Source organism: Xanthomonas sp. WCS2018Noco2-27 (genome assembly GCF_031843525.1).
GTDB lineage: Bacteria > Pseudomonadota > Gammaproteobacteria > Xanthomonadales > Xanthomonadaceae > Xanthomonas.
The window spans coordinates 87,172-109,747 of sequence record NZ_JAVTIK010000013.1 but is presented as its reverse complement, the minus strand read 5'-3'; the positions used below and the strand labels follow the sequence as shown (position 1 = coordinate 109,747).

Sequence of the window (22,576 nt, the reverse complement as noted above, 5' to 3'; positions counted from 1 at the left end):
GATCAGGAAGATGGGAGTTACCCTATCAACTCAGTCTCAAGAGTCCGGATGAACTTAAATAAACATGCCCGCTTGACGCCGCGAGATCGAGCCCTGTTGGCCAAGCGTATTCTCGTGGAGGGTCTGCGTCCCGAAGATGCCGCCCGGGCAAGCGGCGTGAGCGTGCGCACAGCCAGTCAATGGCTGGCGCGCTACCGCCTCCTGTGAGAGACCGGCATGCATGGCCGCTCCTCTCGCTCTCAGCACCAGGAACGGATTCAGGTTGACTTGAAAATTGCACCTGACCACGTTCTTCCGGCGTTGGAGACGTCTGGCAGAGTGTCCAGACCTTGCTTAGTGGGTGTCCCTGACATAAGTACCGATCGCATTGGGAGTGAGAGAAATCAAGCGTCCGGCAGGAAATCTGGCAACGACATAGGTGTCTGGAGCATCGCTTTTGAACGCCTCATCAAAGGTCGACGCCAAAATTCGCGCCCATCCTTCCGGGTACGTCGTGCCACTGATATGGACAACATTGATCGAAGACCAATGCACGTGTTTTTTGGTCTCGGGATCTATCACGTCGGCCTGGCCAATCAAAACACGCCGTGATTGCAGAGGGCCGGTTTTCTTCTCTTCTGCAGACTGCAGTTTGAAACTATAGGTGCCGGTTTCCGGGTAACGCAACTCGACAATGGATGCCGGTGACGTCACGTTGATTTGAAATTCTTTTTCATACCCGGCGTTGTTTGACTTCACCCCCTCAAGCAGCCGCCACTCGTGCTCTGCCATCGGACGCGCCAAAACGATAACGGCGCCTCCTTTTTCCAGCATCGGCGCGTCGACCGTCACAATCAACCGGGATGACAACTTCGGCTGCTTTGCACAGCCGCTGGTGGCCATGAGCAAGAGCACAGAGAGAGAAACAGCGCACGCAAGCCGATATATGTTCATGTCACTTCCTCAACGCTATTGCGCAACCTGGCTGATCCATGAAGCCCGCGTCTTTAGAGCGGCTAAGAAAACGTCGCGAGCAGTCGTCAGGTGGATGTGGACGACTTACTCAGAACCGTAGTGTACGCGTGGTACATGAGTGTCAGTTTCGCTCCAGCCGGACGTTGCGGCGTTGGACATCCTGCGCATGGCTGCGTCCACCGAGACGAATGCCGGAGTGACGTCCACGCGAGTCCGGATGATGGCCTTCAAGCGCACTGTTTCCAGGCAAACCTAACCGACCTCATCGAGAACACCAAGCCTGCCTCTTCCGAGCTGTTAGGCAATGGGTGAGATGAGCACCCTGGTCGGCTCGACGACTGCGATGAATCCGTTCGTCATCATCTGCCCGCGAACTCGACACGTGAAGATGCGTCTCACCATTCACTGCAGAACAACGACGCTCCTGGCCGGAACCGACCCCAAAGTGGGGACGCGTGTTTCGACCATCGCGAGGAAACTCATGACTTCCCGTCGGACCATCATGCGCCTGCGAGACAAAGGTTCATGACCTGTTCGGTCTCAGAGCAGGAGTGAACTATGCCTGCTTTGACCCATTTTCATGTTTCGAGCAATTCCACCAGCGACCGTCCAAGCCACTCCAGCCGGACAATGACAAGTGTGTCGCGTAATCGCGATGACTGTAAGCGCCCGATGTCGGTATCCATGATCACAGAACATCGCTAACCGACGATTTCTCCTTCGGGTGTGCCAACTCCTTGTCAGTCTCTTAAATTGATCACACGCGTTAGGCGCCAACAGTCCTTGCTGCGCTTGAATAGATACGAATCTATTTCGTACTCCATGCCGAAGGAGACGGTGTGATCACCCCCTACCCCAGCCTCGATGGCAAAAGGGAATCCGGCATCGCCTTTCGGCTTCGGATTTACTTCTCCAGGATCGATCTGGTCGAAAGCTTTGACGTTCCTGAAATAACGATAAGAGAAAAACTCAAAACGGGCGTTCCCTCGTATTTTAGAGATGTGCGTAAGAGGAGACGAATCGGTAATATCCTCTACCGTATAGGTTGGCACCTCGTATTCCAACGGATCATCCGTAAAGCGGCGGCGCACACTGTCATCTGCAGAGTCGGCATAGCGCTCAAGGAACGTTTCGAAATTCGTGGAAGGACAATCAACAGGAGCAGATTGCTCTTCGTGGTGCGTCGACTCGCGCTGCGACGCAACTGCCCGTGCAGGCGACGTGCATCCCGCCATAGAAATACAAAGCACTGCAGAAAAGGCGATAGATGGATTCAAGTGAGGGAGGCCCATACGCATCATTATTCTTTTAATCATGGCGGTGGCACCTGAGAGACCCATCTTGGCGGCAGCTTCAATATCGTCTCAGCTTACCCATAGCTCAAGCTGTTTGGCGATCTTCCATCCTTTCTCTGTGCGTGCAAGGAGATAGAGCATTCCCGTGCCACACCGTCCATGACAACGCTGTTCGGCATATACGAGCGAATGGGATCCATCGACAACGACTGGCACACTGAGTTGTAGATATCCGGCCGTTCCCGGGTAGGCCTTATAGAACGCGGGCCAGTTGATATCCGTCAGCACCGCGTTGACGTGATCGGTGGATGCCCCGTGGATGTAGGTACTTTCTGGCAACCGTACCTGCACTTGAGCCGCATTTGCCAGCAATAGCGCCTGTCGCGCCTGTGCTGATACGAATGCACGTACAGCAGGAGATGAAAGCAATGCTTGATCCAGATTCGAAGCGCACATCTGCTCCTCTCTACCGCCGGGGCAAGTCTGGGTAGATCGATCAAGCAGCATCACGGGTTTACGTTTTGTAACCGCATCAGCTCCTCCGTACTTTGGCAAAGACGGACCACCGGGATACGGCTGATCAGCGATCGCTGTCCAGATACGGATCAGGTCCTGCGGCGACAGACTTGCAGCTTGCTGCTGTAGCGCAGGCTGTCCGGCCAATCCCATGAGACAGGAAACCACTGGTTTTACGGCTAATGTGAGTACAACTAGTAGCGACAGCAGCAGGCTTATGCGTGCGATGCGCTCCCAATTCACTCGCCTTGGCTGACTACCGTCTTGTGAAACTCTGCTTCCTGATCCACGGTCATCGAAGGGATATTGCTCTAGGATCTTTTCGTGCTCGTACCTGCTTCGTTCGCCCCAGTGCGCATGTAACGCCGACATCAGCTCCTCATGTTTTGCAAACATGATGCGACGGCTGTCTTGCAGCGGGTTGCGGTTTTGAACTTCATAAGTGCTTGCTACTTCGCCGACCACGTTGGATGTCAACCAATAAAGTACTTCGTCCGGGTCTGAGGTGGTTCGATGCTGAAATTTCGTGCCACGTTCGACAATAACGTAGTGATAGAGGCCATCATGAAATTCCACATGGGCTGCGCCATCAGGCTGTGCAATGGTGAAGAGGTTCCTGTTACTACCGAGGACAAGGCAAATCGCTTTGAATTGCGCACGCAGTGCTACTAATGGCTCCGACTCATGTGGCGGCAACTGAGGGATCACTTGATGCCTTTCGTATGGTTTTTGATCGGAACGCCCTATGTTTTCGACGATTCAGCGTAGTTCACTAGGGCTGGTGGCAGGAAAAAAAAATTTACCGGTCGACCTCTCAGGGTTGTGAGGTTAGAACCGCTTTGAGACGCGCTCAGATTCGGCGAAAGCATAGTTCAGTTGTGCGCTGAGTACGGCCAGGCCTATGGCCTAGAGAGCACACCTGACTCTTGACCTCCCGTACATCCCCCACCCGCCATCCTCGCCCCAGCCTCAACTGGAGAACGCACGATGATGAAGTGGATGGGTACCGCGCTGGCCGCGGCGTTGCTGGTGACTGGTTGCGCCAAGGTGGAGGGCGAGAAGTTCGTCGGCCACTGGGTCAACGTGCAGACGCAGGAAGAGACGATGGACATCGCGCGTAATGGCGAGACCTTCATGGTCCGCAGCACCACGCCGAAGTTCTTCAGCCGCAAGCCCAAGACCGAGAGCTACCCGGCCGTCTACAAGGACGGGGCGCTGCAGGTCACCAACGATGGCGAGACGGTGAACTTCGCCATCGATGAGACCAATGGCCACCTCAACACCGGCGGCGAGCAGTACCAGCGCGTGCCGGCCAAGTAAGGCCGTTGCCGCCAGCGCCCGCGTGCAGACGGTGACCGTCGCACGCGGGCGTTTTGCGTTCTGGGGCTGCCGGCCGCTGTGGGAGTTGCCGGCGCCGCTCCTTGAAAATGCTTCGCCTGACACGCCGCTTGTCCCCCGGCCTCGCTCCCCCCTCCCACTCCAGGGCGCACAAGCCGTAAAGTGCGCAGGCACGCCAGGGTCATGGCGCTGCCCGACCGATCAATCCAGCAACTACGAGGGTGTCATGAGCAAGGGGATGGACCAGAAGAAGAGCCAGAAGAAAGAGCCGGCCAAGACGCTGAAAGAAAAGCGCGCGGCCAAGCAGGAAAAGAAGGGCAAGTAAGCCGCCCGGCCTGCCAGACGGCAAAACGGGGTCAGGTGGATCGCCTGACCTCGCGTTTTGAGAGAAGCGCTGTACCAGGGGCTTCAAGCACCGCCCAGGCGTAACGGGTGCGTAGCATGCTCACGGATGAAGTGATCCACCTCCGACAGCTTGGCGGGCAGCGGAGCGCACAGGTGGCTGCGGTAAATGAAGAACCGAAAGCCCGCGCGGTACAGCCGCTCGACCTTGATCCACTGCGCATGGTTGCGGGCCGGCGGCGCCTTGAAAGAGCGGCCCATCACGCACAGCGCTTTGCCGCAGCCAGGGCACGGGGCCACCTGGTCGCGCGGCGCAATCTTGAGACTTCTGCGGCACCCGAAGCAGGCGTGCGCCAGGCGTTAGGTGGCGCCGGTGACAGGCGGCTTCGCTCTCCGCGGCTGACGGGCACCGACTGCATAAAGCGTTGCGGTGCGATGGGCTTTGTCGGTGGAATTCATTGGCGGCCCCCCGTGCCGGCCGCATCGGGCTGACGCTGCACGACGTACCAGGTACTGCCGTCGCATGACGCGGTGCCGGCCCGATGCGTGGCGGGCAGTATCGCTGCGACCGCCCTAGGCAGAGCCTGCTGCCAATCCAGGTTGGGAAAGGTCGCGGGGAAGGTCGTACCGTTCGGGTTGGCAGAGTGCGCGTAGATGCCGGTATCCATCGTGTCCGGACTGAGGTCAGCCCACAGTTGCACCGCTGCACCACGATGCGCCAGACGTGTCTCCAGGTAGCACAGCACACGCACTGCAACCGCATTGACCATCTGCCGATGCTCAACAGAGGAGTGGCCGCGGCCATTCCAGTCCACATGCGTATGCCACAGATCGAACCAGCTTTCCGGATCCAAGCGGTCGACCGCAGCATGTGCTTTGGCTTCTGCCCGCGCCCAGTAGCGCTCCGTCCGTTTGCGACGACGTCGGTCCATCGGTTTTGGTCCTGTTCCTAGAATTGATTACTGCCTACAACAGCCAAGCGTTGCAGCAGGCAGTGCTGCCTTGCCGCGCAACGGTCAGACCAGATTCGTTAGCCTGCTCTGGTTGCGCGCTTAGCGTGGCATGCCGAAAAAACGCGTATCACGCCGCCAACCGCTTGATCCGTGACGGCAGATCACCCAGCGTGCGGTGCGCTTGTTCCAGCTCGTAATCGGCTTGCAGGCCCAGCCAGAAGCGCTCGGTCGTGCCCAGCGCTGCAGCCAGGCGCACGGCGGTGTCGGCGGTGATGCCGCGCTTGCCCAGCACGATCTCGTTGATACGACGCGGCGACACGCCGGTGGCGCGCGCCAGTGCGTTCTGACTGATGCTCATCGGCTCCAGGAACTCTTCAAGCAGGATTTCGCCAGGGTGGATGTTGGGTAGGACTGTCATGGACAGATGCCTCGTGCTCAGTGGCGATGATCGCCGCGATTTTAGTGCTTGGTGTCGTAGCTCTTGCCGTCGGCGGCAGTTATTCGAAAATTTCGAATAACTGCCTTCGGCTACAGCTCTTTGCCTGAGAGCACTTTTCACTGCTGTCATCGCGCCGGCTTGCGTCCATCAGAACAACGACCCCTGCACGGGCGACGCAGTGGATGGTTCTGTTGCTGGCTTGGCGGGTGCCGCCTGCTGCTGCGCACCCAACCGCCACGCCAATCCCGAAATGCGCGCGGCATGCCGGGCGAGTGCGGCGCGGATGACCGCTTCGCTGCCGGCCAGGTGCAGGGCGCGGCGGGCGCGGGTGATGCCGGTGTAGAGCAGTTCGCGGCTGAGCACGCGGGCGTCGCGGGTGGGGAGTTGCAGCCAGACGTCGTCGAATTCGCTGCCCTGGGCCTTGTGCACGGTCATGGCGAAGGCGCTCTCGTGGGCGGGCAAGGCGGCGGGGTGGAAGCCGCGCACCTGGCCGTCGCCGTCGCCTTCGAACCATGCGACCAAGGGGCCTTGGGCACGGCGGTCGGCGGCGGGGTCGGCGCGGGTTGCGGTGCCGCTGGTGTGGCTTGGGCCGGAAGACGGGGCTGCGTCGGCGCGCGTTGTCACGGTGCTTGCATCGCTGCGCTCTGAGGTGGCGCTTGTGTTGTCGCGCCCCGAGAAGGGATTCGCGTCGCTTTGCCCCGAAGAGGGACTCGCGTCGCTGCGCAAACAGATGCCGACGTCGCCGTTGAACAGGCCGTGGCGGTAGCTGTTTTCGGTGATCAGCAGCAGGCGGCCCTGGAACCAGGGCGAGGCGCCGCCGAGTCTGCGAGCGCCGGAGCCGGTGTCGGCGAGCAGTTGTTCGATGCGGGCGTTGAGGCCGCGCGCGCCTTGCGGGCCGGCGCGCACGGCGGTGAGCAGGCGCAGGCGGCTGGCCGCGCGCAGGGCGGCGGCGGGGTCTTGCGCATCGGCCAGGGCGCGCCAGTGGGCCAGCAGTGCGTCGCGGCCCAGGGTGAGCGGGTCGTCGCCGTCTTCGTGGAAGTGCACGCCGGCCAGCTCGCCGCTGCGCAGCAGGGCCAGCGCGGTGTCGGCGTCGCCGGCGCGGATGGCGTCGGCCAGCGGGGCGAGTGCGAAGTTTTCTGCTTGCCGATAGCCGCGTAGCAGGTGCACGCGGTGGCCGGACAGGCCGCTGCTGTGGGGGTGGCTGATGGGGTGGCTGATGGTCTGGATGCTGGCAGGCGTGCTGCCGAGCAGCGGTTGCAGCGCGTCGGCGTCGTGCGGTTGCAGGGCATCGCCGGGGCCGGCGGCCTGCAGGATGGCGGCGAGCACGTCGCCGGCTTCCACCGAAGGCAGCTGGTCGGCGTCGCCGAGCAGGATCAGCTGGGTGCCATCGGCGACGGCTTCGACCAGCTTGCACATCAGCGGCAGGTCGACCATGGAAGCTTCGTCGACGACGATCAGGTCGAACGGCAGCGGGTTGTCTGCGTTATGGCGGAAGTTTGGCGAATCCGGGATGACGCCGAGCAGGCGATGCAGGGTGCTGGCGCCGGTGGGGAGGAGGGATTCCCAGGGCAGTGGCGGGCCCTCACCCGCCCTTCGGGCACCCTCTCCCGCAAGCGGGAGAGGGGAAACATCAGGGCTTGCTGCTTCCGCTTGCTGGAGAGGGGAAACGTGCGGGCTTGCTGTCTCTGTCGCTTGCGGGAGAGGTGAAGCACCGAGGTTTGCTGCCTCTGTCGCTGGATGCAGAGGAGACGTGGCGGGGTTCGGCGATTGTGTCGTTGGCCTGGGCGTGGCTGCGTTGGGATGGGGCGGCAGCTGGATGCCGGCGGCGATGGCGCGGGCGACGGCGGCGCGCAGGCTTTCGGCCATGCGTTCGGCGGCACGGCCGGTGGGCGCGGCCAGGGCGATGCGTGGCGGCGCGTGGCCGGCGGCATGGGCCTGGGCGATGCGCAACAGCAACAGGCGGGCGATGGTGGTGGTCTTGCCGGTGCCGGGGCCGCCGGTGATCAGCAGCAGCGCGCGACGCAGCGCCAGCGCGGCAGCTTGGGCCTGGCGGTCGGGGGCGCTTGCTGACGCTGGCGTACGCTCTTGGTCTAAGGATGGCGCGGGCAGGCCCGATCCCTCACCCGCCCTGCGGGCACCCTCTCCCGCAAGCGGGAGAGGGGTTGGGTGCACGGGCTGAGCGGTTGCGGTCGCGTTTGGGAACAGCTGTGCGAACAACGGCGCCAGCGCGTTGGCGTCGAACGCCGGCATGGGCTGGGCGGCGATGCGCTGCAGGCCCAGGGCCAGTCGGCGTTCGTACTCGCGGTAGCGGCGCAGGTAGAGCAGGCCGTGTTCGAGGACCAGCGGGCAGTCGGCGGCGGCCGGGTCGTCGGGGTTCGGTTGGTCGACCCAGCGCGAGGCGGCCAGGGTGCGTTGCCAGTCGGTGGGGTCCGGGAATGCGGGCGATGGGCCGTCGCGCTGGTCCAGCAGCATGGCAGCGCGCGCCGGGTCCAGCCCGGCATGGCCGCTGGTGACTGCCAGCGACGCGAGCGCGGCGCCGGCCAGGACCTGTGGGTCGGTGTCTGGGGCCAGGCGTTGCAGGCTTTGGGCGAAGGCCAGGTCCAGCGTGCGCAGGGCGCCGCTCTGGCTGAGGGCGGTCAGCAGGGTTGGGTGGCTCATAAGGTAGATGCCTGACTCGCGGACGTACCCTCACTCCAACCCCCGCTGCGCGCCCCATCCCACGCCAGCGGCGCGGGCGCTCCAGGGCACGCGCGCCAGCGGCGCGCAACCAGTGCCTTATCGCCCCGGGGGGACAGGGGCTTTGGTACGTCGGCGCCGACGGGCTGCGCGCGCTCCCGGAGGGACAGGGGCTTTGGTGCGTCGGCAGCAAGAGGCTGTGTGCTAGTGAGCATTGGGCGTGCCTGTGTTGCTGGAGGTCGGCTCCAGGGCGCTGCCGGCGAACAGGGCGTCCAGTGCGTCGACCAGGGCCGGGTCGAAGCGCCAGGCGTGGATGCCGGGGGCGGGCGGGCCTGGCACGGCAGCGCTGGCGGAGCCGGGGTCGGCTGCGTTGCGGGTAGCGTCCAGGCCGCGGCAGAACAGGTAACGCACGCCGCCGAAGTCGCGGGTGTAGTCGTAGCCGCCGCCATCGGCGGCATCGCCCAGGCGGAAGCGCAGCCAGCGGTGCAGGGCCACTGTGTAGATCAGCGCCTGCAGCTCGTACTCGCTGTGCGCCATGGCGCGGGCCAGGGCGTCGGCGTCGTAGCTGGGCAGGCGGTTGGATTTGTAGTCGAGCACATACCAGCGGCCGTCGACGGTGTAGGTGAGATCAATCAGGCCGGTCATCAGGCCTTCCAGGCGGTGGCGCGCGCCGAAGGCCTGGCGGTCGCCGACCACACCAAACCGATGCAGCAACGCCAGCAGCGCATCGACGCGGGTGGGCCGCATGGCGAAGTGGAATTCCATTTCGTTGCGGCGCTGCGGCTCGGGCACGGCGGCCAAGGGGGTGCCTTCGGGCAATACCACGGTGAGGGTGTGGCCGATCAGGGCGGTGAGCACGCGCAGGCCGTCGTCGAGATCGTCCTGGGCATAGCCGCCGCGTTGCAGGGCGTCGAGGATTGCGGTGGCCTGACCCTCGGGCGCGGGTTGGCCGGGCTGCCACGCGTGCCAGGCGGCAAAGTCGCAACGCTCGAACACGTCGTGCATCACCACGCCGAAGCGGTTGCCTGCAAAACGCGGGTCGAACGGTTCGGATTCGGTGGCTGCGGCAACCGCCACCGCCTCGCTGCCGGACGGTTCGTCGCTGCCGCCACTGCCGACCACGGTGGCGCTGGCCATCGGGTCGATGGCGGCGCCGGCGTCGGCGTTGGCCAGCTGGGTGAAGCTGTAGACCCACCATTCCGGCGCGATGTGCCGCTGCGGACTGCGCGCCGGCGGCACCTGCGCTTCGAGCGGCGGCGGCAGGCGCGGCAGGTTGGCTGGCGGGATGCTGGTGTCTACCACCACCGCGCCCTCGCCTGCCGCGCCTTGCAACGCATCGAGCGCGCGCAGCATGCCCGACAAAGCAGTGCGTTCGTGCTGATGGAAGCTGCCGCTGGCGATCCATAGCGCATGCTCGGCGCGGGTCAGGCCGACGTAGAGCAGGCGTGCGTCTTCGGCACGTTGTTCCTGCTTCCAGGCGGCTTCGGCGGCGCTCCAGGTCGGGTCGTCTTTCTCACGGCTCCATTTGGACACGTTCCAATGCAGCTGACGGCCGCTATCCGGCGCATGCACCACGCAATGGCGGCCAGCGCCCTTGTCGCTGCGGCCGATGCCGATGTACGGCAGAAACACCAGCGGATATTCCAGGCCCTTGCTCTTGTGCAGGGTGACGATCTGCACGCGGCGCGCGTCCGATTCCAGCCGCAGTTGCTGGGCTTCGTCGTTGTCGTCGGCATTGGCGATGCGGCGTGCCAGCCAGTCGACCAGGCCGTGCGGGCCGAGTGCGCGCACGTCGGCTTCCTGCAGCAGTTCGGCCAGTTGCAGGTAATTGGTGAGGCGGCGCTCGCCATCGACCAGCGCGAGCAGGCGTTGCCCGTGCGTGGCGCCCAACTCGCCGATCAAGGCCAGCGGGCCGCCGCGCTGCCAGCGCTCGCGCCAGTCCAGTGCGTGCTGCTGCCAGCGGCGATGGCGTTCGCCATCGCGTTCCAGCGCGGCAATGGCGATGGCGTCTTCGCCGATCAACACCGTGGCCAGCGCGGCACGCAGGCGGCTGTCGTCGCCGGGATCCAGCAAGGCCTGCAGCAGGGCCAGCAGTTCCAATGCTTCGTCGGTGGCGAACAGGCTCTGCTTGCCGGCGGCGACCGCCGGAATACCCATCGCGCCCAGTGCTTGCTGGATGCGTGTGGCCTCGCCGTGGCTACGCACCAGCACGGCGATATCGCCGGCCTGCACCGGGTTGCCATTGATGGTGGCGGTGCCGTCGCGACCACCGGCCAGCCAGCCGCGGATGGCGGCCACGCAGGCGGCGGTGGCCAGCTCGCGCGCGCGACCGGCGCTCCAGGGTTTGGGCTTTCCCTTGCTAGGCGGCGGCGGTTCGGGCGCGCGCCACAGCGTCAGCGCCGGGGCGGTGGCGCCATCGCGCTGCAAATCGGCATCGCTGCGCTTGGTGCCGGCCTGTACCGGATGGAAGGCGATACCGTCGGTGAGGAAGGCCTCGGTGTAGCCGGCCTGCGCGTACAGCGCATCGATCGCGGCCAGCACGCCAGGGCGTGAGCGGAAATTGTGGCTCAGCGGTGGCGCCAGTTCGGCGGTGATTGCGGCGGCCAGATAGGTGCGCACATCGCCGCCGCGAAAGCCGTAGATGGCCTGCTTGGGGTCGCCGATCAAAAACAGCGCCGGCTCCAGACCGGCCGCACGTGCAAGCGGGCCTTCGCCGAACACGGTGGAAAAGATCGACCACTGACGGTCGTCGGTGTCCTGGAATTCGTCCACCAGCGCGATGGCGTATTGCGCGCGCAGGCGTTGCACCAGGGCATCGGCTTGCGGACCTTGCAGTGCGTGCGCCACGCCATCGACCAGGTCGTCGTAGGTCTGCACACGGCGCTGGCGCTTGAGTAGCGCGAGCCGTGCGATGGCATCGTCGCGCAGGGCATGCAGCAGACGGATGCGGCGGCGGGTGCGCCATTCTTCGACACGTGCCAGCGCGGTGAGATAGCCATCGATTTCGTGGCTCATCGGCGAGGCCGGTGTGCGATCGACGAACTTCTTGTTGGTGCCCGATGCCAGTTCGGCAGCGGTCAACTTGAGCAGCTTGGGATGCGGCGCGTGCTCGTGCGTTGGCGCGGCGGCGAAGCTGTCGAACCAGTGCCACAGCGCGGTGAGCCACTCCGGTTTGTAACTGACCTTGCTCAAGATGCCGCCATCGATGGCGGACATGATGGATTCGAAAAAGGCCGTGCCATGCGCGTGGAATGCGCTTGCCAGCGCGTGGCGTGCATCGTGCACGGCCTGCAGCAATGCGGCGGCATCGTCGCTGCTGGCTTCGGATGCTGCCGGCAGGATCGCCGCGTGCCGCACCAACGTGCGCAGATCGGTGGCCAGCGCAGGCGGGCCACCCGACCACAGCGCGATCAAGTCTTCGGCCATCACCGCATCGGCCGCACGTTGGCGCCACAGATCGGCGGCCACTTCGCTCAGCAGTTCGCGGTCGTTGGCGAGCAGTTGCGGCGCGGCGAAGGCCTGGCCGCTTTCCAGCGCATGTTCGCGCAGCACGCGCGCGCAGAAGCCGTGGATGGTGAACACGGCGGCGAGGTCGATTTCTTCCACCGCCTGCTGCAACCGGCGGCGCAAGGCGGCCGGGGTTTCATCGCCGTGGGCCAGATGCGCGGTGAGGATGGCGCGGGTGAGCAGGACGTCGGGCGCTTCCTGTAGGAGCGGCCTTGGCCGCGACGGGACGTCGGCGAGGTCGGTCGCGGCCGACGCCGCTCCTATAGACGCTGATGGAGCGTTGGATGCCTGCGTTGCAGGTGGTTTGGTCGCGGCCAGGTCCGCTCCTACGACGGCGTCGGGGACGAGGGAGGCGGCCAGCACCAGACGCTCGCGGATGCGACGGCGCAATTCCTGCGTGGCCGCTTCGGTAAAGGTCACCGCCAGGATCTGGCCGATGCGCAAGCCGCGTTCGACCACCAGCCGGGTGAACAACGTGGCCAGGGTGAAGGTCTTGCCGGTACCGGCGCTGGCTTCGATCAGGCGCACGCCGTGCAGCGGCAACTGCAGATACGGGTCGCTCACAGGCGCGCTCATTCGGCGTCGTCCTGGGCGCCGTGCCAGTGCCGCCAACTGTCGATCAGACGCTCAGGATCGAGCGTGGTGTCGGTGTTGCCGCGTTCGAGCAAGTCGTACACGCGATGGCTGGTGGTGGCGAAGTCGGCAAAGCGCTGCGCATCGGCAAACGGGTCGCGGCCGCGATTGACCAAGCGTAATTCCGGGCTGTGCGACTCGCTCCAACCGAAGCTGGCCTGCCATTGCCCGGCGGCGTCCTTGATGGCCTTGTCCAGATCGTCGCTGCGTGCGGCCTGGTGGTATTTCCAGCTGCTGTACGGCGCAAACGCCAGCGGAATTTGCAGACCGTGGCGATACAGCTGCAATAGCTCGCCCAAGGCGTGTTGCGCCTGCGTCTGCGAGAGCGGCTGCGCATCGATGGGATACGGGCCCAGGCCGTCGTCCTGCTTGAAGAAGCGCACATACGGCACGCGCTCGCCGGCGGCGCGCAGCAGCAACCATTCCAGGCCGTGGCGAATCGCGCTGCGGCCACTGAGTGCGCCGACCTGCACGCGCCCCACGCCATCGGCATACCAGCCGGGCACGCGGCCGTGGACGTCGATATCGCCGATCTGCACCTGCAAGCGGCGCGACTGCGCCGGCGCATCGCCACGCCATTGCCGAAAGGCGTCGGCATACGGGCGCAGCTGCGCCACACGCTCGTCGAGTTGGCGGCGGCCGAGCGGACCCGATGGCAGCAAGGCGCGTGCGCGCAGCCGCTCGTACAACCCGTCCACTTCACCCGCCAACGCCGCCTCGAACACCTGCTGCTGCAACCCGTATTGATCCAGCCCGCGCGTGGGCGCGAGCAGCGGTTCCAGATCGCTGTCTTCGCTGGCCGGATCGGGCAAGCGCATGCCCAAGCGATGGCGCAAAAACTGCCCGGCCGGGTCGCCGAACAAGCGGCGTAGATCGTCGATGGACACGCTGGCGGGCAAGGCGATGTGATCGGCCGGCAGCGCACCGGCCACCCACGGCGCCAGCGGCTGGCGCTGGCCGGTGAGGCTATCCACGGCCGGGCGCCATTGCCGGCGATAACTGAAACGCCGCGGGTCTGCGCCGTCATCGCCCAGCGCACCGAATGCGGCGGCGGCAAACGGCTGCAACGGGTGATGCACCACCAGCGTGTCGATCGCCGTTGGGTCGGCGTGGTACTGCGCCGCGCTCGCCAACAATTCGCTGACCAGCACCGACGGCTCGCGCACGCTGCCATCGCGCGCATCGGCGCCGAGATAGCTCAGATAGAACACGTCCTGCGCAGAAGCGAACAATTGCAAAAATAAAAAGCGGTCGTCCTCGCGGGTGGAACGGTCGCCATGCCGGCGACGCTCGGTGCCCAATTCTGCGGTGAGCCGATTGAGCCCGGCGGCCGGGTCGCGGCGCGGGAAATCGCCATCGTTCATGCCGAGCAAACAGATCGCGCGGAACGGCAGCAAGCGCATCGGCACCATGCGGCCGAAACTGATGCCGCCGGTCAGCAGCGGCGCACGCGTGTCCGACTCGCCCAGTATCGCTTCAAAATGCGCACGCACCACCTCGGCCGGCACCTTGCCGGCGTAGTGCGCGCGCTGCGCATCGCGGGCAAATTGATCGATCAGGCTGCGCAACCGATCCAGCGCGCGCTGCGCGCGCGGGGCCGATGGCGCGGTGGGAATCAACGCGTCCAGCAGCTCGAGCAAACGCTCGCGCCAGTCGACAGGCGGCATCGGCTCGGCCAGTAGGGACTGATGGCGTTCGAGCACGCGCAGCAACCGCATCAGCGTGTCGAGTGCGGTCAGTGCACTACCTTCCAGCTGCGGCCATGGCGCCACGCCATCGATGTCGTCGTCGGCGCCGCTGGCATGGCCGAGCAGCAGCCGGTCCAGCGCAAAACGCCAGGTGTAAGCGTCATCGCCGGGCGCCTGATGCTGACGCCGATGCAGCGCATCCAGCCCCCAGCGCGCGCCGGCCGCGTGCAGCCAGGTGCGCAGGCGTTCCAGCCCGGCGTCGTCCAGCCCGGCGGCCTCGGCGATCGGTGCGCTGGCCAGCAAGTCGAGAATTTCATGCAGCCCAAAGCGTGCGATCGGCAGTTTGAGCAAGGTCAAAAACACCTCGGCCAACGGCTCGCTCGCCAACGGGCTGGCGTCGGCCAAGGCGTACGGCAATGCATCGTCGCTGCCATGGCTGCCGAACACCGCCTCCAGATACGGCACATACGGGTCGATGTTGGGCGACAGCACCGCAATCTCGCGCGGCTGCAAGGGCGGGTCGAAGCGCGGGTCGTCGAGTAAGGCGCGTAACTGGTCGTGCAGCACCTGCAACTCGCGCAAGCGCGTGTGGCAGGCATGCACCTGCAGGCTGGGGTCGTGCAGATTCACCGCCGGCAATGCCGCAGGCACGGCGGGTGCACGACGATGGAACAGATCGCTCTGCATCCGCCGCAGCAGGCTGTCGCCCACGCCGTCATCGGCAAGTGCGCGACGGCCGGTGTCGAGCGGGTCGGCGTAGGCGGCGATCTCGGCCAGCGGATGCACCACCTCGTAATCGCCCACCAGCGCCATGAAATCGCGCCCGGCCGCGCCCCACGCCTGCAGCAACGGGTTTTCCTGCACTTGATCGACGAATAGCTGCACTGCGCCGTCTTCGCGGCGGCGCTGCCATAGCGTCTGCAGATCGCCCCAATAGCCTTGCGTGGGCGTGGGCAGATAGAAATGCAGCGTGCCCACGCGCGCTTGCGTGGCCAGCACGCGCAGCACGTCGGGCGAGATATTGAGGATGGCGAAGGCGAACAGGCGCGTTGGCAAGCCCTGCGGCAACGGCCCATCGGCGCGCGCGTAACGGTCCAGATACTGGCCGATGCGACGCGCGCGGTATTGCCGCCCGCTGGCGATGCTGCGCCACAGCCGTGCCTGCGGGTCGTCCGGATCGGCGCCACCTTCCCAGCGCAGCAGCCAGTCGCGTCGCCATGCCTGGTACTTCTCGAACACGTTGCCCAACTCGCCGGCCAACGCCCATGGCTTGAGCGCATCGCCATCGGCCAGATAGCCGGCCAGCGGCGCCAATGCGGCATCGCTGCCCAGATCCGATTGCAACGTCGCGTACAGGCGCCACTGCGTGGTCGCCATGTCCAGGTCATCGTCGGCCGGGCCGAGATTGCGCTCCAGCGCGCGCGCCACGAATTCGCCCGGGGTGAGAAATTCCAGATTGGCCGCCACGCCATGCTCGGCGGCCAGCGTGGACTGCAGCCAACGCCGCATCGCCACCTGCGGGATCAGCACCACCTCCGGCTGCAATATCGGCTGCCCGGGCACTGACCGACGCAGCTCCTGCGCAAGCAAGGCAGCCAGGGTATCCAGCGCATTGGAAGGATAGAGACGAAAATCGGGCGCGGAGGTGGCGTGCATGCGTGCGGCATTGTGCCGGATGCCGAGGGAATGCGCTGTCGACCTGCCCGATGCGCGCCAGTCGATGTGCGTGCACATGCTGCGCAGAGGCGTGGTGTCCGCAACATGGCAACTGCGCTCAGGCGAGCACGGCCAGTGGCAGGGATCGGTGTCGCCATCGCTTGCTGCCGTGCAGCCTACGCAGCGTCATGCGAGCCATGCTGCGCGCGACCTGTCGCCTGCCCTGTGCATGTAAGCCAACCGCAACCGACACGCACCTCGGTACGCCCTAACTGCCACTCCTGCACGCGCCACAAACGCGATGGGCCGAGCAGTGCCCGGCCCATCGCATTGCCTTTACTGCGGCGCGCGTGGCGCGATCAGTATTTCTTTTCCAGATTGATCATCCAGGTCTGGTCGTTGCCGCTGTCGCCGTCGGTGATGCCGCGGTATTCCAGCCGCGTGGACAAGCCTTGTTCGGTCAGCAACGCCGCGCCGATGCCCACCATCAAGCGGTTGCGATCGAACGCGCTTTGCCCGGTGCGATAGAACGGCCCGCCAGACAGATCGGCATAGCTCAGGGTGGCATCGCCACGGCCCTGGAAGTCGCGCTGATATTCCACCCGCAGCTGCGGGGTCAGGCGGCCCCAGCTCACTTCGCGGCGCCATTCCAGACGCAGGCCCAGGTTACCGGTGGTGGTGGCCACATCCATGTCGGCATAGCGCAACGCGAACGGTGCCACGCCGTCTTCGCTATAGCCGTCCAGCGTGGCGCGCGACACATCCAGCCGCGCATACGGGGTGATCTGCAGGCTGTCGCGCTGCAGGTCCGCACCGGTCGATAGCGACGCGATCCACTGCTTGCCATCGCGGTTGCCTTCGGCCAGCGAGCCATCATCGGTCACATAGCGGCGCAGGTCGTACGACAACAACTGGTAACCGACCAGGGTGTCGAAGAAGAACGCCTTGCCCGGATGGAAGCTGGCATACACGGCCATGGTGTACGCGTTGCCCTTGCTATGGCTGCCGTTGTTGCCCACGTCGCTGTCGTCGCGGCCCCAACCCAGGCCTGCACCGATCGCCAGCGACTGCGCCACCCGGTAATCCGCACCCACGCTCAAGCCGTCGGTCTGGAAGTCCACACCGTTGCTGCTGGCTTGCCGGTTCAAGCTGCCCGAGCGGATCGCACCGCCGATCCACAGACCCAGATCGCCCTGTCCCTGCGCCTGCGCGGTGCCGCTGGACGCCACTGCCGGCGCATCGCGGAAGTCGTTATCGGCATCCTGCGTGTCCGGGCTGCACGGCTGCGCACTGACACCGCGCTCGGCCTGGCGGCAATGCGAGGTGGGCTGGAAGCTCACCGCATTGCTGAAGCTGCCGCCGCCGCGATGGGTGGCCTCCAGACGGCGCTGGAAGTTGTCGATCTGCGCGCGCGCAAATCGCCGTGTGGACTCGGACTGCGCATCGATCAACCCACGCACTTCCGCATCCTGGCTCGGGTCGCGGCGCGGTGCGATGTTGAACACCACGCTGGCCGGCGCCGAGGTGGCGAACGCGTTGGACAAGGTGAACTGCACCGTCGCCTGGCCGACAAATGCCGGGTTGGGCGTAAAGGTCAGCGTAAAGGTAGGCACTTCGGCCATCGCGGTCGCAGCCGGCGACAGGCCGGAAGCGCGTGCCGCCGATGCGGTGGCGGCACCACCGACACGGGTGATGGTGGCGGTACCGGCCGAGGCCGGCAGCACCGAGACCACCGCGGCGGCCACGAACGGCCCGCCGGTGGCGTTGCGGGTGATATCCACCTGCTGCGCTTCGCCGGGCACCGCCTCTGCGGTCACCGACACCGCAACCGGCCGCGCGTTGACCGTGATGGTCAGCGTGGTCGCCGCCGAGGTGCCGCCACTGCCGGTGGCGGTGTAGCTCACCACGTCGGTGCCGATGAAGCCGGCGGTCGGGGTATAGACCAGCTGCAAGCCATCGACCACGGCAGTGCCGTTGGTGGGTGCGGTGGTGATGGCGATCGCGGTGATGGTGCCGGTGTCGTTGCCGGTCACCGCCACCGTCACTGCCGTGCCATCCATGGTCGCGGCGGCGTCTGCAACCGCTACCGGGGCGGCGCTGCCCACGCTGAAGCTATAGGCCTGCGCAGCGCTGGCGGCACTGGCATCGGTCACGGTGATGGTGAAGTTGCTGACGCCTTCGCCGCTGGGCGTGCCCGACAGCGTGCCATTGGCAGCCAGGGTCAAACCAGCTGGCAAAGTGCCGCTGGTCACCGCAAAGCTGTAAGGCGCCACGCCACCGGACACGGTCAACGTCTGGCTATACGCGGTGCCGGTGACTGCCGGCGGCAGCGTGTTCTGCCCGATCACCAACGTGGCTGCGCCGATGGTCAACACATAAGCACGCGAGGCCTGCGCCGCAGGACTGGGCGTGCTGTCGGACGCGGTGAGCGTGAAGTTGAAGTTGCCCGACACCGTCGGCGTGCCGCTTAGACCGCCGGTCGCCGTATCCAGCACGATGCCCGCCGGCAACGCGCCAGCGCTCAGCGCATAGCTGTACGGCGCAGTGCCGCCGGTGGCCGGGCTGATCGCTGCCGTATACGCCTGCCCTGCCGTGCCTGCCGGCAAGGTGGATGCGGGCAGCACCAGGGTCGGGCCGGCCACCGTCAACGCATACGCCCGCGTCCCGGTGAAGCTGTTGGCATCGCTCGCCTCAACCGTGAAGTTGAAGGTGCCTTCCACCGTCGGCGTGCCCGACAGCGTGCCGTTGCCGGCCAGGGTCAGGCCACCCGGCAACACGCCAGCAGCGATCGTGTAGCTGTAAGGCGCAGTGCCGCCGCTGGCGCTCAACGCCTGGCTGTATGCCGTACCGCGGGTTGCAGCGGGCAGCGTGGTGGGCGCCAGCACGATCGTGGGCGCGGCGATGGTCAGCGTGTAGCTCTGGGTGGCAGTGGACGGCGTACCGGTCGTGCTGTCGGTGGCGGTCAGGGAGAAGTTGTAGGTACCAGGTGCCGTGGGCGTGCCGCTGAGCGCAGCGGTCCCGCTGTTGAGCGTGATACCCGCCGGCAGCGCACCGGCACTGAGCGTGTAGGTATACGGCGCGATGCCGCCGCTCGCCGGCGTGATGGCCGCCGTGTAGGCCTGACCGGCGGTGCCGGCGGCCAGCGAGGTCGCCGGAAGCGTGACGGTGGCACCGGCAACAACCAGGGTGTAGGCGCGGTTTCCGGTTGTCGGGGCGCCGCTGTCGGTCGCCCTTACCGTGAAGTTGAAGCTGCCGGAGGCGGTGGGAGTGCCGGACAGCACGCCGGCAGCGCTCAGGGTCAGCCCGGGTGGCAACGCACCGGCAGTGATCACGAAGGTATAAGGCGCGGTACCGCCGCTGGCCGACACCGTCTGGCTGTAGGCGCTGCCTGCCGTCGCTGCCGGCAGCGACGCCGGTGCGACGGTGACCACCGCATCGTCGTTGACGATGGTGCCGGTGCCGGTGGCGCGCGCGATGGACGCGTTGCTGGCGCTGGACAGGCCCATGGTGAAGGTGTCATTGGGTTCGACAGTGTTGTCGCCGCTGACGGTGACGATCACGCTCTGCGCAGTGACGCCCGGCGCGAAGGTCAGCGTGCCCGAGCGGGAGACATAGTCGTTGCCGGCAATGGCGGTGCCGTCGGCGGTGGAGTAGTTGACCGACACGGTCTGGCCGCTGGCCGCGCTCAGGCTCACGGTAAAGGTGAGCAGGGTGGACCCGCTATTGCCTTCGTTCACGCTGACATCGTTGATCGACAGCGCAGGCAGCGTATCGTCGTTGACGATGCTGCCCTGACCCTGCGCGTCGCTGACGGCGGCGCCAGCGACGTTGCTGACGTTGACGAAGAAGGTTTCGTTGGGCTCGCTGAGCGTGTCGCCGTTGACCAGCACGGTGAAGGTATAGGTGCTGCTGCCGGCGGGAATCGTCTGCCCGGTCAGGCTGGAAGCGGAGTAGTCCACGCCTGCGGTAGCGGTGCCGTCGGCGGTGGCGATGTCGAAGCTGACCCCGCCGGCGCCGGCCGGCTGGCTCAGCGACACGGTGAAGGTGGCATTGGTGGTGCCGGCATTGCCCTCGTTCACGGAGACGTCGTTGATCGACAGCAACGGCTGGTCGTCATTGAGGATGGTGCCGGAGACGCTGTTGGGCGAGCCCACGCTGTAGCCGCTGCCTGCGCTCAGGCTGATGTCGACGGTCTCGTCGGGTTCGACGGTGCTGTCGGCGGTCGGGTTGATGGTGATGGTGCCGGTGGTCTGGCCGGCGCCGATCACCAGCGGCGAACTCACGGCCGCGTAGTCGGTGCCCGAGGTCGCGCTGCCGACTACGCTGTAAGCGACAGACACTGCGCTCACCGGCACCTGGTCGAGCGTGACGGTGTAGACCAGATTGGTGGCGCCGTCCTCGGCCACACTGACCGGCGACAAGGTGATCGACGCGGTGGGCAGATCGTCGTTGAGGATGGTTGCGGTGGCGCTGGACGGGCTGCCGACGCCATAGCCGGTGCCGCTGGCTACGCTGACCACGACCGTCTCGTCTGCCTCCACCGAGGTATCGGAGACCGGAGTGACGGCGAAGCTGGCCGAGGCGGTGTTGGCGGGCACCACGACGCTGCTCACCGAGCCGGTGTAATCGACGCCGTTGGTGGCGGTGCCGCTACGGTTGAGGTTTACCGTGGTGGCCGTACCGCTGGTCTGGCTCAGCGTCACCGTATAGGTGAACGATGAACCGCTGTCTTCGTTGCGACTGGCCGGGCTCACCGCGATGCTGGCGGTGCGCGACGGATTGATGGTGATGTTGAAGACGACCTGGTTGTTGTCTTCGTCAAGCAGGTAAAACGAGTCCGACGTGGCGCCGTCCCCGTTGTTGAAATAGGTCACCTGTTCGGTGCTGTCGGGATTTTGACCGGGAGCGCTGTAACTGCCATGCGCAGGAGGTATACCGGGATCTAACATGCCGATGTTGGAAGGGCCGTCGCAGTCGCCAACTTCAAAGGACACCGAGCCGCCGGAGTTGATGGTGGCGCTTTTCGGACTCGGGCAGTAGGCAGCCATGGCAACGTGAGACGTCGCCAACAACAACAGCGCCAACATCCAACGCAATAGCGGGCGCACGCCACCCAAGGCAGCGAAAGTCGTGGACATAAGTTTTCCCCAAAAAAGCACGCCACCCCGGCGTCGGCATCGGTCCTGGTGCCTCAGATCAGCGCAACGCGATGCTTTTCAGGGCATACAGTTGGACTGCGGCGCTATTTAAACAGGAACTGACTGCCAGTTAAAGGATGAAAAATTAATACTTCATTCCAGTTTTGAAGGCTGATGGCTTGTAGTGCGCAACCTCGACAGGTATCTGTACCGCAGTCCCGACATCCGTTCGGCGGCGTACCTACGCGGGGAGATCTGCATGAGCGAGTTTTTTGTCGGTCAGATCATGATGACCGGTTTCGTTTTCGCACCCAAATATTTTGCGCAATGCAACGGCCAGCTATTACCGGTCAATCAGAACCAGGCGCTGTTCAGCCTGCTTGGCAGCCGCTTCGGCGGCAATGGCAGCAGCACGTTCGCGTTGCCGGATATGCGCGGACGTACGCCGATGGGTTACGGGCCGTCGGCCGATCCGAGTTGGCAGCCCCCTGCAATGCCGATGGCGCAGGCTGCCGGTGCGGAGACGGTGACGCTGGTGGCGGACAACCTTCCCGCGCACAGCCACCTGATGGATTGCAGCAGCGCCAACGGCGACAACCGCGTCCCGACCGGGCGCCTGTTCGCGAACAACAACATCACCACCGGAACCGCGCACGCGTTGTATGCCGCGCCTGGCGCGATGGTGCCGCTGTCCCAAGGCACGGTCGCCAACAGCGGCGGCAACCAGGCGCATCCGAATATGCAGCCGTACACCGCGATCAATTTCTGCATCGCGCTGAACGGCATCTTCCCCTCGCGCAGCTAGGCGCACGCATATCCGGGCGCTTGGCGCGCAGTGCGCGCGTGGCGTCTCATCGACCAGGAAGGACCTCATGAGCACTCCATTCATCGGCGAAATCCGCATGTTCGGCTTTGGCCGCACTCCCCAGAATTGGCAGGCCTGCGACGGCTCGCTGCTGCAGATCTCCGACTACGAAACGTTGTACATGCTGCTCGGTACCGCCTACGGCGGCAATGGCACGACCACATTCGCGGTGCCGGATCTGCGCGGCCGCGTGCCGATCCACCAGGGCCAAGGCCCCGGGCTGAGCAACTATGTGCTCGCCCAGCGCTCCGGCACCGAGACGGTGACGTTGATCGACCTACAGATGCCGGCGCACACGCATACCGCCCAGGCCACCACCAGCGCGGCGACCGCTACCGCACCCGCGGGGCTGTTGCCGGCGGCGGTCAGCGGCAGCACGTTCTATGTCAGCGACGTCAACGGCGCGACCACGCTGGCGATGTCCGCGCAGAGCACCTCGTTCTCTGGCGGCAGCCAGCCGCACGACAACCTCATGCCGACGCTGACGGTGCAGTACTGCATCGCCACCACCGGCATCTTTCCGCAGCAGCCCTGATATCCCTCGCGCCGCGCCGATCAGGCCGCAGCCCGCATCCG

Annotated in this window: 13 protein-coding genes, 1 other RNA gene and 1 pseudogene; 4 read left to right on the top strand and 11 right to left on the bottom strand. The window is 65.4% G+C overall.

Going from position 1 to position 22,576, the window contains the following annotated elements:
• Positions 1-48: 48 nt before the first annotated feature.
• Positions 49-198, top strand: a pseudogene (locus RQH86_RS18330) (leucine zipper domain-containing protein); the annotation flags it as partial.
• 135 nt (positions 199-333) lie between these two features.
• Here the strand turns inward: RQH86_RS18330 and RQH86_RS18325 are convergent.
• From RQH86_RS18325 to RQH86_RS18310, 4 genes are all read right to left on the bottom strand, one after another.
• The gene (locus RQH86_RS18325) at positions 334-882 is read right to left on the bottom strand and encodes a hypothetical protein (RefSeq protein WP_311239241.1); all 549 of its coding nucleotides are present in this window, start codon (positions 880-882) and stop codon (positions 334-336) included.
• Between the two features lie 111 nt (positions 883-993).
• Positions 994-1,070: non-coding RNA, sX9 sRNA (locus RQH86_RS18320), on the bottom strand.
• Positions 1,071-1,694: 624 nt separating this feature from the next.
• Positions 1,695-2,252 carry a hypothetical protein gene (locus RQH86_RS18315; RefSeq protein ID WP_311239215.1) on the bottom strand — a complete coding sequence of 186 codons (558 nt, stop codon included), beginning with the start codon at positions 2,250-2,252 and terminating at the stop codon, positions 1,695-1,697.
• Positions 2,253-2,318: 66 nt separating this feature from the next.
• On the bottom strand, positions 2,319-3,473 hold the full coding sequence (locus tag RQH86_RS18310) for an Imm63 family immunity protein (protein ID WP_311239214.1): 1,155 nt from the start codon (positions 3,471-3,473) through the stop codon (positions 2,319-2,321).
• 279 nt (positions 3,474-3,752) lie between these two features.
• Between RQH86_RS18310 and RQH86_RS18305 the strand changes: the two genes are divergently transcribed.
• Positions 3,753-4,085, top strand: a complete 333-nt coding sequence (locus tag RQH86_RS18305) for a hypothetical protein (protein WP_055852432.1) — start codon at positions 3,753-3,755, stop codon at positions 4,083-4,085.
• A 426-nt stretch (positions 4,086-4,511) separates the two neighbouring features.
• Here RQH86_RS18305 and RQH86_RS18300 read toward each other — a convergent pair whose 3' ends face one another.
• The 7 genes from RQH86_RS18300 to RQH86_RS18270 form a co-directional block, all read right to left on the bottom strand.
• Positions 4,512-4,706 carry a hypothetical protein gene (locus tag RQH86_RS18300; protein ID WP_311239213.1) on the bottom strand — a complete coding sequence of 65 codons (195 nt, stop codon included), beginning with the start codon at positions 4,704-4,706 and terminating at the stop codon, positions 4,512-4,514.
• Positions 4,707-4,900: 194 nt separating this feature from the next.
• Positions 4,901-5,377 (bottom strand): hypothetical protein, encoded by a 477-nt coding sequence (locus tag RQH86_RS18295; protein ID WP_311239212.1) that lies wholly within the window; start codon positions 5,375-5,377, stop codon positions 4,901-4,903.
• 148 nt (positions 5,378-5,525) lie between these two features.
• Positions 5,526-5,816 carry a HigA family addiction module antitoxin gene (locus RQH86_RS18290; protein ID WP_311239211.1) on the bottom strand — a complete coding sequence of 97 codons (291 nt, stop codon included), beginning with the start codon at positions 5,814-5,816 and terminating at the stop codon, positions 5,526-5,528.
• 168 nt (positions 5,817-5,984) lie between these two features.
• A complete protein-coding gene (locus RQH86_RS18285; protein ID WP_311239210.1) occupies positions 5,985-8,495 on the bottom strand; it encodes an AAA family ATPase in 2,511 nt (836 codons plus the stop codon).
• A gap of 222 nt (positions 8,496-8,717) precedes the next feature.
• Positions 8,718-12,596: an exodeoxyribonuclease V subunit beta gene (recB, locus tag RQH86_RS18280; protein WP_311239209.1), complete on the bottom strand. Its 3,879-nt coding sequence runs from the start codon at positions 12,594-12,596 to the stop codon at positions 8,718-8,720.
• On the bottom strand, positions 12,593-15,997 hold the full coding sequence (gene recC / locus RQH86_RS18275; RefSeq protein ID WP_311239208.1) for an exodeoxyribonuclease V subunit gamma: 3,405 nt from the start codon (positions 15,995-15,997) through the stop codon (positions 12,593-12,595). The genes recB and recC overlap by 4 nt, the downstream gene beginning before the upstream one ends.
• A 359-nt stretch (positions 15,998-16,356) precedes the next feature.
• The gene (locus RQH86_RS18270) at positions 16,357-21,135 is read right to left on the bottom strand and encodes a putative Ig domain-containing protein (RefSeq protein WP_311260626.1); all 4,779 of its coding nucleotides are present in this window, start codon (positions 21,133-21,135) and stop codon (positions 16,357-16,359) included.
• Between the two features lie 259 nt (positions 21,136-21,394).
• On the opposite strand from RQH86_RS18270, the gene RQH86_RS18265 reads away from it, so the two are divergent.
• On the top strand, positions 21,395-21,940 hold the full coding sequence (locus RQH86_RS18265) for a tail fiber protein (protein ID WP_115552507.1): 546 nt from the start codon (positions 21,395-21,397) through the stop codon (positions 21,938-21,940).
• A gap of 67 nt (positions 21,941-22,007) precedes the next feature.
• The gene (locus tag RQH86_RS18260) at positions 22,008-22,535 is read left to right on the top strand and encodes a tail fiber protein (RefSeq protein ID WP_311239206.1); all 528 of its coding nucleotides are present in this window, start codon (positions 22,008-22,010) and stop codon (positions 22,533-22,535) included.
• Positions 22,536-22,576: the final 41 nt, after the last annotated feature.

What these genes read in the sequence shown, in the direction of transcription:
- RQH86_RS18325 (WP_311239241.1), bottom strand. Translation starts at nt 882, where the DNA reads ATGGCCACCAGCGGCTGTGCAAAGCAGCCGAAGTTGTCATCCCGGTTG.
- RQH86_RS18315 (WP_311239215.1), bottom strand. Translation starts at nt 2,252, where the DNA reads ATGCGTATGGGCCTCCCTCACTTGAATCCATCTATCGCCTTTTCTGCA.
- RQH86_RS18305 (WP_055852432.1), top strand. Translation starts at nt 3,753, where the DNA reads ATGATGAAGTGGATGGGTACCGCGCTGGCCGCGGCGTTGCTGGTGACT.
- RQH86_RS18300 (WP_311239213.1), bottom strand. Translation starts at nt 4,706, where the DNA reads ATGGGCCGCTCTTTCAAGGCGCCGCCGGCCCGCAACCATGCGCAGTGG.
- RQH86_RS18295 (WP_311239212.1), bottom strand. Translation starts at nt 5,377, where the DNA reads ATGGACCGACGTCGTCGCAAACGGACGGAGCGCTACTGGGCGCGGGCA.
- RQH86_RS18290 (WP_311239211.1), bottom strand. Translation starts at nt 5,816, where the DNA reads ATGACAGTCCTACCCAACATCCACCCTGGCGAAATCCTGCTTGAAGAG.
- RQH86_RS18285 (WP_311239210.1), bottom strand. Translation starts at nt 8,495, where the DNA reads ATGAGCCACCCAACCCTGCTGACCGCCCTCAGCCAGAGCGGCGCCCTG.
- recB (WP_311239209.1), bottom strand. Translation starts at nt 12,596, where the DNA reads ATGAGCGCGCCTGTGAGCGACCCGTATCTGCAGTTGCCGCTGCACGGC.
- recC (WP_311239208.1), bottom strand. Translation starts at nt 15,997, where the DNA reads ATGCACGCCACCTCCGCGCCCGATTTTCGTCTCTATCCTTCCAATGCG.
- RQH86_RS18270 (WP_311260626.1), bottom strand. Translation starts at nt 21,135, where the DNA reads ATGTCCACGACTTTCGCTGCCTTGGGTGGCGTGCGCCCGCTATTGCGT.
- RQH86_RS18265 (WP_115552507.1), top strand. Translation starts at nt 21,395, where the DNA reads ATGAGCGAGTTTTTTGTCGGTCAGATCATGATGACCGGTTTCGTTTTC.
- RQH86_RS18260 (WP_311239206.1), top strand. Translation starts at nt 22,008, where the DNA reads ATGAGCACTCCATTCATCGGCGAAATCCGCATGTTCGGCTTTGGCCGC.